The organism is Zhenhengia sp., assembly GCF_046966505.1.
Lineage (GTDB): Bacteria > Bacillota > Clostridia > Lachnospirales > Cellulosilyticaceae > Zhenhengia > Zhenhengia yiwuensis.
In genome coordinates, this window is the sequence record NZ_JBKVCH010000016.1 from 20,608 (window position 1) to 33,367 (window position 12,760).

9 protein-coding genes are annotated in these 12,760 nt (G+C 35.2%); 1 reads left to right on the forward strand and 8 read right to left on the reverse strand.

Going from position 1 to position 12,760, the window contains the following annotated elements:
- Positions 1-84: 84 nt before the first annotated feature.
- From ACLTBU_RS14790 to miaB, 6 genes are all read right to left on the reverse strand, one after another.
- Positions 85-1,878, reverse strand: coding sequence for a flavocytochrome c (locus ACLTBU_RS14790; protein ID WP_320651623.1), 1,794 nt, complete (start codon positions 1,876-1,878; stop codon positions 85-87).
- A gap of 285 nt (positions 1,879-2,163) precedes the next feature.
- The gene (gene hfq / locus ACLTBU_RS14795; RefSeq protein WP_249332985.1) at positions 2,164-2,400 is read right to left on the reverse strand and encodes an RNA chaperone Hfq; all 237 of its coding nucleotides are present in this window, start codon (positions 2,398-2,400) and stop codon (positions 2,164-2,166) included.
- A gap of 157 nt (positions 2,401-2,557) precedes the next feature.
- Positions 2,558-3,502 (reverse strand): tRNA (adenosine(37)-N6)-dimethylallyltransferase MiaA, encoded by a 945-nt coding sequence (gene miaA / locus ACLTBU_RS14800; RefSeq protein ID WP_412219703.1) that lies wholly within the window; start codon positions 3,500-3,502, stop codon positions 2,558-2,560.
- Positions 3,503-3,511: 9 nt separating this feature from the next.
- A complete protein-coding gene (gene mutL / locus ACLTBU_RS14805) occupies positions 3,512-5,515 on the reverse strand; it encodes a DNA mismatch repair endonuclease MutL (protein ID WP_412219705.1) in 2,004 nt (667 codons plus the stop codon).
- A 12-nt stretch (positions 5,516-5,527) separates the two neighbouring features.
- The gene (gene mutS, locus ACLTBU_RS14810; protein WP_412219708.1) at positions 5,528-8,194 is read right to left on the reverse strand and encodes a DNA mismatch repair protein MutS; all 2,667 of its coding nucleotides are present in this window, start codon (positions 8,192-8,194) and stop codon (positions 5,528-5,530) included.
- Positions 8,195-8,206: 12 nt separating this feature from the next.
- Positions 8,207-9,616 carry a tRNA (N6-isopentenyl adenosine(37)-C2)-methylthiotransferase MiaB gene (miaB, locus tag ACLTBU_RS14815; RefSeq protein WP_412219710.1) on the reverse strand — a complete coding sequence of 470 codons (1,410 nt, stop codon included), beginning with the start codon at positions 9,614-9,616 and terminating at the stop codon, positions 8,207-8,209.
- 216 nt (positions 9,617-9,832) lie between these two features.
- Between miaB and ACLTBU_RS14820 the strand changes: the two genes are divergently transcribed.
- The gene (locus ACLTBU_RS14820) at positions 9,833-11,035 is read left to right on the forward strand and encodes an amidase domain-containing protein (protein WP_249332989.1); all 1,203 of its coding nucleotides are present in this window, start codon (positions 9,833-9,835) and stop codon (positions 11,033-11,035) included.
- A 41-nt stretch (positions 11,036-11,076) separates the two neighbouring features.
- On the opposite strand, the gene ACLTBU_RS14825 is transcribed toward ACLTBU_RS14820, so the two are convergent.
- Positions 11,077-11,832, reverse strand: a complete 756-nt coding sequence (locus ACLTBU_RS14825) for an N-acetylmuramoyl-L-alanine amidase (RefSeq protein ID WP_249332990.1) — start codon at positions 11,830-11,832, stop codon at positions 11,077-11,079.
- Positions 11,833-11,897: 65 nt separating this feature from the next.
- Positions 11,898-12,701, reverse strand: coding sequence for an SDR family NAD(P)-dependent oxidoreductase (locus ACLTBU_RS14830; RefSeq protein ID WP_249332991.1), 804 nt, complete (start codon positions 12,699-12,701; stop codon positions 11,898-11,900).
- Between the last annotated feature and the right edge of the window lie 59 nt (positions 12,702-12,760).

The window sequence follows — 12,760 nt, forward strand, 5'->3', positions numbered from 1 at the left end:
AAAAGCTAGCGTATAACCACTACCCTAAGAGTAATAGCTACACACTAGCTTTTATTGTTTTTTAATTTTTACTAAATTAATTTATTATTGAGCTGTAGCTGCATTTACACCTGCAGTTCTACCAAATACAGTAATATCTGCAATCGCATTTCCGCCTAAACGGTTTGAACCATGTATACCACCTGTGACTTCACCTGCTGCATAAAGTCCTGGAATTACATTACCATTTACATCAATAACATGTGTATCTACATCAATAACGATTCCACCCATTGTATGGTGAATAGATGGTACAGCTTTTTGAATATAGAAAGGACCTTCTGTCATTGCTACTAAGCCTGCTCTATGATTAAAGTCTTCGTCTTTTCCATTTGCTGCAAAAGTATTTACTCTTTCAATTGTTGCTTTTAAAGCATCAACTGGTACATTAAAGAATTCTGCTGCTTCTTCAATTGTTTCTGCTTTATGAATTAAACCTTGTTTTTCAAGCATTTCAAATTCTTCTTGATGTGCTTCTAAAGTTCCACCAATTTCACCAATGTGTTGTGTCCATACTTGGTAAGCATAGCCGCCTGGTTGAGCTAAAATTGCTCTTGAGATTACATCACGACGTTCTAACTCTTCTACGAAACGATTACCTTCTTGATTAACTAAGATAGCTCCATCAAAACGTGAATCTGCAAGAAGTGAAATAACACCTGTTTCAGGGTTACATACTGGGTAAGTTTGGATATATTCCATATCTACTAATTGAGCACCAATAGCTTCTGCCATAACGATACCATCACCTGTAGTACCAGCTGCATCTGTTGTTAGGTATTCTGCACCATATTCAGCATTATATTTTTCACGCATTTCAATGTTTGCACCGAATCCACCTGTTGCAAGAATAACACCTTTATTCGCTTTAAAAGTTAAATCTTGACCTGCAGTATTTTTAGCTTTTACACCTACTACTTTACCATCTTCAACGATTAACTCTGTTGCTTCTGTTTCTGTTTTTACAGGGATACCAAGTTCATCAGCTTTCATTTTGTACTTAGTGATCATATCTTCACCTGTGTGATCATTAGGTATTAAAGCTCTTTTTACTGTATGTCCACCAAATTGGAATAATTTATCTTCAATAAAGTTTACACCTACATAATCGTGTAACCACTCTGCACTTTCAGTTGCATTTTCAGTTAAATATTTAACTAGTTCAGGGTTAGCTTTATAGTCGCCACCTTTCATTGTATCTTCAAAGAATAATTCTACACTATCTTCAAGGCCAACTTTTTCTTGAACCCAAGTATTTGCAGCATTCATTTCAGCACCTGAAATAAGTGTATTTCCACCAATCGTTGGCATTTTTTCTAAAATGACAACTTCTGCACCAGCATTTTTGGCTTCAAGTGCAGCACTAAAACCAGCACCACCAGCACCTACTACAACTACGTCATAAGTTTGCTCTGTTTCAGCTTCAGTCATTGCTTCTACTGGAATTTTATCGCCATTCATCTCTACGCCTGCTTTAGCTAAAGCATTTTGTACAGCTGCTATGTATCCATTACTTGTCTCTGTTGCACCACTTATGGCATCTACATTAACATTATTGTTATTAATCATTGTTTGTTTTACTTTTGTATAAACTGGTTCAGAAAGTACAACATTTTCCTTAGTTTCAAGGATTTCAATGTCTGCAATTTGTCCATTTTCTAATAGGACACTTACTTTAATTGCACCATGTTTCCCATCTGCTTCTCCTTCAAATGTTCCACTTACACTAGAAGTTTGTACAGGTGCTTGTTCACTGTTTGTATTACTACACCCCACCATAACAGTGGCACCTAAAATTGTTGTCATTACTAAGCTAGCTAATTTTCTAGTCAGTTTCATGTTTCACCTCATATTATATTGTTATTTTTTTATCCAAGTGAAGTATAACTTATGTTAAGCTTTTATGCAACCCTTTTTTGTATAAATTTTAATTTTTGTTAATTAATGTTATTAAATTTATTTTTTTAATACGTAAATTGGAGCATAATAGAAATCAAGGTAAAGAAAAACAACACATGATTCTCATAAATTTAGAGAAAAACATGTGTTGTCATTATTTTAGTGCTATACATATGACGAGGGTTTTATATTTCGTTAAATCCCTTGCATATCAATATTTGACTATTACTCTGTTGCTGATGCAATATTCAGGTTAATAGTTTTTGATGGACAAACAGTTGAAATAGCGTGTTTATAGATCATATGTTGTTTGCCTTCACTTTCTAAAAGTACAACGAAATTATCAAACCCTCTAACTGTACCTTTAATTTGGAAACCGTTTGTTAAGAATACTGTAACAGACACACGGTCTCTTCTTAACTGATTTAAAAGTAAATCTTGAAGATTAATTGCTTTACTCATATAATATACCCCTCCTAAGGATTTAATAGATTAATTGTATAGGATAATACTAAACTTGTCTATATATTGCCTAAATTTTCTAGTTCCATTACGGATAGTATAAACTGAATACTTCTTTATTATACATCTATTTCCAAATTTTATATAGTTTTTTGACTTAGCTTTGTATTTTAGACTTCATAACATCTACTATTTTTTGTGCATCAAAATCATATTGATCTACAGGGATAAAGATAGGTTTCGCTTGATGTCTAAGCCATGTAAGCTGTCTTTTAGCATAATGGCGTGTATTTTGTTTAAGTTTATCAATACAGGCATCAAGGGTAAGTTCTCTTCTAAAGTAAGGATAGAACTCCTTATAACCAATAGCTTTAATACTTGTTAAATCTTCTGAAAATCCTTCATCATAAAGTACTTTCACTTCTTCTAGTAGCCCTTCATCCATCATCCTATCAATACGCCTATTAATACGATCATAAAGAACTTCACGGTCCATATCTAGTGCAAAGAAGGTGTAGTCATAAGGAGAAGTTAGAGCTTCTCTTTTTTTGCGTTCTTTCTCATTATGCTTTGAAATAGGGACACCTGTTTGATGAAAATATTCTAAAGCGCGAATAACACGTTTTACATTATTGGCATGAATAGCTTCAGCTGATACAGGATCTACTTCTTGAAGACGTTTATGAAGTGAATCAGCTCCATTTGTACGCACTTCTTTTTCAAGAGACTGACGATAAGAAAGGTCTGTATCCGTTTCCTCAAACTGTGTATCAAATAAGATAGCATTTAAGTAAAAACCTGTACCTCCTACCAGAATAGGTACTTTACCACGGTTTGAAATCTCTTCAATATGACGTGTAACTTGCTCTTTAAACCATGAAATATTACAACCCTCAGTAGGTTCTAATACATCAATCATATAATGTGGAATGCCTTCCATTTCTTCAGGACGCACTTTAGCTGTACCAATATCCATACGTCTGTAAACCTGCATAGAGTCACAGGAAATAATTTCACCGCCTATTTGTTGGGCGAGTAGTACACTAGACTTCGTTTTGCCTGATGCAGTAGGTCCTGCAATTAAAATAAGTTTTTTTTTCATTATTTCACCTTACTGTATACGTTTAAAGATTTTTTCAATATCTGTCTTGCTGAGCTTAACAAGGGTAGGCCTGCCATGAGGACATGTATAAGGGCTATCAAGGGTCAAAAGAGACTCAATTAATGCCTTGCATTCAGAAAAGGTTAACTGGTCATAAGCTTTAATGGCACTCTTACAAGCAAGCTGAATAATATGAGCCTCTTTCATTTCGTAGAGATTGGTTACCTTTTTAAGATCAATACTATCTAGCATATCTTTAAAAGCTGCTAGACTCATAGGTTGATTGAAAAGATATGGCACTTCACGAATCATAATAGATTCTTCCCCAAAAAGCTCAATACCAAAACCTAGCTTATTAAGTAATTCTAGGTTTTGTTCTATAAAGAGTAGCTCTCCCTTAGGAAGATTCATAGTTTCTGGTACAAGGAGTATTTGAGTAGATACATGACTTGTAGTAAAGTCTTTCATATACTGCTCATACATGACACGCTCATGGGCTGAATGTTGATCCATAATCATCACTTGATCGTTATATTCAAGGATCCAGTAGGTATTAAAAAGTTGGCCAATAATCTTGTAATCTAAACCTTCCACAGGCTTATAAGGCGCATTGACTTGTGCCGTTTCTTGATTCATATCATGTATCAGAGGGGATACCATAGATGTTTCAGCTACTGTATCTATTATCTTTATATGAGAAGATGGCGCTTCTACATATAAAGCTTGACTTTCTTTCGCATGAGTACTAGGTATTTCTGCAGGTACACTTGGCAAAGCTGATGCCTCTTCACTTAATGAGGAAGAGGTCTTAGATGTATTTTCGAATAATGGTTTATAAACTGTTTGAGTCACTTTGAAGTCTTCCTGACGTTTTAAAGGTGAGCTAGTCAGTTTACCAATATCATAAGATTTATTAAACTGAGGCTTATCAAAGAAACTTTCTACACGTACCTGTGTTGGTACAGGTGTAGGTTCTTGTCTAGGCACTTTTAATGGTGTAAGACTAGTGAGTTTAGGAATAAGATTCTCAGCTGATAAATGATGATGTACGCCTTCATACACAGCATTATAAATACGGTCACTCTCTTTAAAACGTACTTCTAATTTCGTTGGGTGCACGTTTACATCTACTTCCTCAGGTGCTAGATTAAGGTGCAGTATAATAAAAGGAAACTTGCCAATAGTAATAAGTGTTTTGTAAGCTTCTTCTACGGCTTTTTGAAGCAATGGACTTTTAATATAACGGCCATTAATGAAGAAAAACTCATAATTACGATTAGCGCGTGCAAGCGTCGCTAATCCACATAAGCCAGAAAGTTCTATGCCATCTTTTTCATAATGAAAAGGAATTGTATCCTTAGCTGTTTCTTTGCCATAGAGGCTAAAGACACATCTTTGAAGATCATATCCTCCATTAGTTTGAAAGATAAGCTTATTATTTTGAATATATTTAATAGCAATTTCAGGATGTGCTAAGGCAAGTTTATATACTACATCAGCAATTTTACTAGCTTCTGTTGAAACAGTCTTTAAAAAGGCCCTTCTAGCAGGTACATTGTAAAAAAGCTGTCTCATAATAAAGGTGGTTCCAGCTGGGCAGGCAATCTCTTCACTGCTGATGATTTTACCGGCTTCTACTTCTACCCTTTTACCTGTTAAGTCATGAGGTGTCTTTGTAAGAAGTTCTACTTTTGAGACAGCCCCTATACTTGCAAGGGCCTCACCACGAAAGCCTAAGGATAAGACATGAGATAAATCTTCAGCTGTCTGAATCTTACTTGTAGCATGTCTTAAGAAGGCGATCTCTACTTCATCTTTTGGAATACCTTTGCCATTGTCTGTAATACGAATGAGGTCAATGCCTCCATTTTTAATTTCTACAGTAATAGAAGAAGCTTTGGCATCGATACTATTTTCTACAAGTTCTTTTACAACAGCTGCTGGTCTTTCTACTACTTCACCAGCAGCAATCTTATTAATAGTATGAGTATCTAATAATTTAATAAGTGCCAATCAATCACTTCCTTAAGCCTTTATTTTCTTTTTTAAATCATACAGAATCTGCATAGCTTGCAAAGGCGTAATGTCCATAATATCTAGATTTTCTAAAGTTTTAACAATTTCACTTTCTGTATGAGAAACAAATAAATCTAGTTGCTCAGGCACAGCAGATACTACTGGTTCTACAGCAATTTGCTTAGCTGTTTCTATTAGAGGCACCGTTTTAGAAGAAGTTTGAACCACATCACGTAAGTCTCGTGAAGAAGCCTGTTCGATAGAATCCATAATTTCATGGGCACGGTCTAAAACCTCTTTTGGAAGACCAGCAAGGTTAGCTACTTGTATACCATAACTATGGTCTACGCTACCAGGAATAATCTTATGGAGGAAAATAATAGTTTCCCCCATTTCTTTAACCTGAATACAGTAGTTTTTAAGTGAAGGAATGGTATCTGCTAATTCAGTAAGTTCATGATAGTGGGTAGCAAAAAGGGTTTTAGCACCTAGTTTATTCGGATTAGCAATATGCTCAATAATAGCCCAAGCAATACTAAGTCCATCAATAGTGCTTGTTCCACGACCAATTTCATCTAAAATTAAAAGACTCTTTTGGGTAGCATGATGTAAGATATTTGAAACCTCCATCATTTCTACCATAAAGGTACTTTGCCCAGAAGCTAAGTCATCTGATGCCCCTACTCTTGTAAAGATACGGTCTACTACACCAATATGAGCTGATGTAGCAGGTACAAAGGAACCAATCTGTGCCATAAGTACAATAAGAGCTGTTTGACGCATAAAGGTAGATTTACCCGCCATATTTGGACCTGTAATAAGGTTAATTTGATGATCAGCTTGATCAAGGTAAACATCATTGGCAATAAATTGATGATGACCAATAATATTTTCCACTACTGGATGGCGTCCATCTTGAATATCAATACAATCAGAGTCGTCGATAAGTGGTTTAACATAATTATTAACCTCAGCCGCTGTAGCTAGTGAGCATAGCATATCTAAAGAGGCAATAACACCTGACATTCTAAGCAGTCTATCCATATGGGATGCAATAAAGTCACGTAACTCAGTAAAAAGCGTATATTCGAGTGCTTGTAATTTTTCATCTGCCCCTAGAATTTTCTCTTCTATGGTTTTTAAGTCCTCTGTAATATAACGCTCACAGTTCGATAGAGTTTGCTTGCGAATAAAATAGTCTGGTACAAGATTACTATAAGAGTTGGTTACCTCAAGGAAATAGCCAAAGACTTTGTTATATTTAATTTTTAGGTTTTTAATACCTGTCTTTTCTTTTTCCTTCGCCTCTACTTCGCAAAGCCAGTTCGTACCATGCGTTTTAATTTGACGTAGCTCATCAATGTCGCTGTTATAGCCTGTTTTGATAAGTCCTCCCTCACGTAAAGAGATAGGTGGTTCTTCTATAATGGCTACATCAATACGTTCAAATAAGTCTGAAAGTAAATCGAACTTTTCATATAGCCCTTTAAGAAGTGGGCTTGAAGCATTTTCAAGACTTGTATAAATATCTGGTAATACACCTAAAGATTGCTTAAGTGCAATGAGGTCTTTAGCATTGCACGTACCATAGGAGATTTTACCTACTAGTCTTTCAATATCGTAGATGGCATTTAAATAATCTTTTAACTCTTCTCTTAAGAATACATTGTCTTTTAGTTCTGAAGTTGCTTCAAGACGGTCATTAATAGCATCTTTATGAATAAGGGGCTGCTCTACACACTTTCTAAGATAACGTGCTCCCATAGCTGTATGGGTATGATCAAGTACATGCAAAAGGGATCCCTTACGTTTTTTCTCACGGAGCGTTTCTGTAAGTTCCAGGTTACGTCTTGTCGAACTATCTAAGAGCATAAACTCATTCACATTGTAATAGCTTATATGACTTAAGTGAGAAAGTTCATTCTTCTGCGTTTCTTTTAAGTAATTTAATAAACTAGATGCAGCCAGCATACATGCAGGATGTTGACTAAGTCCAATACCGTCAAGACTTAATATGTTGAAATGACTTAGAAGTAATTTTTCACTTAGATCTCTATCAAGAACATGAGCTGGAATCACTTCAACTACTGCATTAAAACGGTCTTTAAGTGTATCTTTAAGTTTTGTTTCTGTGAAGGTAACTTCATCTAGCATACATTCAACAGGTGCGAATTTAGCAAGCTCATCAAGTAACTTATGCTCGCCTTCTGTATTAGCAAGCTCGGTTACAAGCCATTCACCTGTTGTAACATCGCAAAGGCTTAACCCATATTGTTCATTTACGCTTGTAATAGAAACAATATAATTATTTTTACCTTCTTGAATCGTATTACCTTCTAAAATAGTCCCTGGTGTGACAATGCGTACTACATCACGTTTTACAATCCCTTTAGAAGCTGAAGGGTCTTCAACTTGTTCACATATAGCTACTTTATAACCTTTTTCTACAAGACGGGCTACATAGTTGTCTGCTGCATGGAACGGTACCCCACACATAGGGGCACGTTCAGGCAGGCCACAATCACGTCCTGTCAAAGTAATTTCGAGCTCTCGAGAAGCTGTTTTAGCATCTTCAAAAAACATTTCATAAAAGTCACCCAGTCTAAAGAATAAAATACAGTCTGGATTGGCTTCCTTGATGTCTAAATACTGTCTCATCATAGGTGTTACGTTCATATTAATCACCTTCTATAAACAAGTACCTACTAAATAGTGGGTTTTGTTCTCTGTTATTTTAACTGTTCTAATTTGTCCGATTAAATTATGATCTGCTTTAGCATGAACTAAGAGGCCTTCACTTGTACGACCACTTAAAAGTTCTGGGTTTTGTTTGTTAACCTCTTCAAATAAAACACTTACTTCTTGTTCTAAGAAAGTATGCATATAATCAGCTTGCATACTGTTTACAAGATCAAGTAATCTATTGAAGCGTTCTTTAGTTACATCTTCTGGCACTTGGTCTTCCATAGTAGCAGCTGGTGTACCTGTACGTTTAGAATAAATGAAAGTAAAGGCACTTGAGAAACCTACTTGTCTTACAACATCCATTGTTTCTTCAAAGTCTTCATCTGTTTCACCAGGGAACCCAACAATAATATCTGTTGTAAGGGCAATATTTGGCATAGCTTCTTTTACTTTGCGTACAAGCTCTAAATAGCTTTCTTTTGTATAATGACGATTCATACGTCTTAATACTTCGCTGCTACCAGCTTGGAATGGTAAATGTAAACTGTTACATACTTTTTCACATTCTGCCATAGCTGTAATGAGCTCATCACTTAAATCTTTAGGATGTGAAGTCATAAAACGAATACGTTCTAAACCTTCAATTGCATTTACTTCACGTAGAAGCTGAGCAAAAGTCATAGGCTCTTCTAAGGTCTTACCATAAGAGTTAACATTTTGGCCAAGGAGCATAATTTCTTTAACACCATCTGCAACAAGTGTGCGAATTTCATTTAAGATATCTTCTTTTTTACGACTGCGTTCACGGCCTCTTACGTAAGGCACGATGCAGTAAGTGCAGAAGTTATTACAGCCAAACATAATGTTAACGCAAGATTTAAATGGATATTTACGTTCACTTGGAAGGTCTTCTACAATATCTTGATGAGAATCCCAAATATCAATAACAGCTTTACCTGTTTCAAAACGTGTTTGAAGGAGCTCTGGTAATTTATATAAGTTATAAGTTCCAAAAATTATATCCACATGTCTATAGTTTTTCTTTAAGTTTTCAAGTACTACGTCTTGTTGCATCATACAACCACAAAGAGCAATTAGTAAATCTGGTTTTTTACGTTTTAAAAGTTTTAAGTAGCCTAATTTACCGAATATTTTCTTTTCAGCATTCTCTCTAACGCAGCATGTATTGTAAAGAATTAAATCTGCTTCAGCTTCTTTATCTGTTTCAATATACCCTATTTGTTTCAACATCCCTTGGATTTTTTCAGAATCGTGGGCATTCATTTGGCAACCAAATGTAGAGATGCAGAATTTAAGATTTTTGTCTTTTATATGTTGTGACAGCTGGGCAATAATATCCATCTGTCTTTTTGCTTCTACTGTAGTAATTTTAATTTCTTTTCTTTCTCCCATAAGGACCTCCTTAATTTTTTCAGTACTTTATTATAACATAATATCTAAAAAAAAATAAGGATAGTTATTAAACAAGAGCAATTTGTAAAAATAGAGCTAGAACTGTCATTCTAGCTCTATTTTCCTATTAGGTTTCTACCATATTTTCCATCTATAAATTTTAAAAATTTACAAAACCTATAAAGTAAGGATTTTTGATATGAAAGGAGCATCCCCTTGAAAAAATGTAGCTATTGCAAAAAGTTTATAATAGCCACAATACTTGTTAGTATAGGCTTATCTAGTAGCATTTATGCTACTGAAACGACTTACCTAGATGATTTACCTATTGAAATTGAACTTCCTGTTTTGCCAGAGCCACCGACAGAAGATACGGTATTGGATCAAAATACACCTTCTGATAATCCTCATCCTTTATCAGAGGAAGAATTACAAGCTAAGTTTTTAGAAATTTTAAAAGGGATTCTTGAAAGTCGTAATCAAGACCTTCTTAAAACAGATATAGAACATTTAAAAGATCTTTATGATACACATATTAAAACAGGGTTATATGCCTTTGAACATGAAGAGATTAAAGCTAAATATTTAAAAAACTGGGCAGATAAACAAGGGATTACTTTCCACGATATTCATTCCCAGATTCATATGCGTAAAGTACGTGATAGAGGAAATGGACTTTTTGGAATGACTTGTAATGTGGCTACAGAATTTACGTATAGTTATACGGATAGCCCTGAAGCAATCACTTCTTTCAAATTAGGTACTTCTCACTATATTCATCTTCAAGAGAAAGATGGTACTTATAAAATCGTAAAAGAATGGTATACAGACCCCTTTGCAGACTCTTTAGATATTACTAACGAGAAATCCGAAGAAATGAAGCAGTTCATCCTGAATCATAAAGCTCCAGATTATAAAATAGATGAACGTACACAGAAGGCTGTGGATTATGCTCATATGTGGTGTGGTATTGGTGAAGGAGAGAACTTATTTAGATACAATAAAAAGTATTTAAATTGTAACCCAAGAGGTGGGGACTGTGCCAACTTTGCTTCACAGATTCTTTATGAGGGAGGTGGATTTAAAAAGAATGGTACCTGGAATTATACAAATGATGGAACTAAGGCATGGCTGAATGCACAGGCTTTTAAAAATTATTGGGTAGGTAGTGGACGTGCTTCCTACATCGCTAAGGGAAGTTATAAAGAAGTTTATCAATCAGCCTACCAGCTTCGTCCTGGCGATATTGTAGCTTATGAGAAAAAAGGCCGTATCACGCATGTTTCTACTGTAACAGGATTAGATTCAAAAGGTTATCCACTTGTAACATGCCATAATACAGATAGGCTTCTTGTTCCTTATGATTTAGGATGGAGTAATAAATCTATTACCTTCCATTTGATAGATGTACATTATTAAAAAAAGAAGTGCTTGCAAAAATAATTTGCAAGCACTTCTTTTTATTGCTCATTGTCTCGGTACATATCTAATGCTTCTACAACAGCTTCCATTAGCTTGTGTTGGTAGCTTGGGTCGGAAAGCATACGGTCTTCATTATAATTACTCATAAAGCCCATTTCAAAGATCACTACTGGAACGCGTGACCAGTTAAAACCAGTCATATCTCCTCGTTCAAAAATACCATTTACTTTAACACCCTTTTCTTTGAGCGCAGTTTTTAGGCACTCTGCATAGGCATTACTCTTTTCGTAAATACCGCTCGTATATTTACTTGTCTTGGAAGGAACAAGTAAGGTTGCGCCTGTTTTACCGCTGTTTCCAATGCTATCACAATGAATACGTATAGTCATTTGAGCACCTTTTTGATTGGCGAATTCAGCACGTTCAGCATTACTAATATTAACATCATGACTTTCACGTGTCATATAAACGGTATAACCTTTTTCTTCAAGAAGCTGTTTAAGAATCATAGAAGCTTCAAGATTTACTACATATTCAGCTTTTTTTGTAGCCACGCCTGCTGTACCAGAAGAAACTCGAGCTTTTCTTTGACCACTACCAGGCGCTACGGCTTCACTTTTACCATCTCCTTTGGCTTGGTGCCCAGGATCGATACAGACGATAAAGGATGGTTTTTCAGGTTCACTAGGTGCAGGAGGTTCTGGAAGGTCAATAGGTTCAAGGCCATAAGTTGGTATAAGGCTACTTAGGGTAACAAGTATTAAAAGTAGCACAAATAAACGTAATTTTTTCATGGTTTATTCTCCTTTTAAGCAATCTTATCTTTATATAAAGTGTGCTTAAAAGAGGGAAATTATACTTATTTTATCTTTGTAGAAAAGCAAGAATCATACTCTGTAATCGCTTTATAATAAAGATTACGTGGAACTATCTTAAGTACTTGATAAGCAGCTTTATTCCATATTCCTGGAATACAGATGACTTGCCAGTTGTGTTTAAGTGCTTTAAGCGAATCCTTAACCACTTCTTCTGGTCCCATCCATGTCACAATACCTTTTGTATGACACTTTTCTTTAGCAATACCTAATTTATCATGGAAATCTGTGTGTACAAATCCTGGACATAAGGCTTGTACTTTAATCCCGTAAGGTTTAAGTTCTAAAGCTAGAGACTCTGAGAATTTAACTAAAAAGGACTTAGTGCTACAATACATAGCAGATGTAGGTAAAGGAATCATACTTGCTAATGAGCAAACATTAATGATTGTCCCTGTAAGTCCTAGTGCTTTAAGGTTAGCTGAAATGAGGTGTGCAAGCTGGATACTTGCTTTAACATGTACATTGACCATATCCCATTGTATATTAAATGTATCTTCTGTAAAACTCTTTTCAAGGCCATAGCCTGCATTGTTTACTAAAACATGAATAGGCAAGGCAGTTTCAATATAACTTATAAAAGAGTTAAAAGCTTTTGTATTCGTAAAGTCTACAAGGCATACTGTTACTTTTATTTTAAAATATGTAGAAAGATCATGAGCAAAGCTTTCTAAAAGCTCTCGCCTCCTACCTGTTAAAATAAGCTGATAACCTTGTGCAGCATAAGCTACAGCATAGGCTTTTCCTATCCCACTTGTAGCCCCTGTAATAAGTGCTGTTTTCTTCATAAAATCCTCTCCTTTTAAAAAGTATAACATGGATTATCAAACTATAAAACAAAAAGACG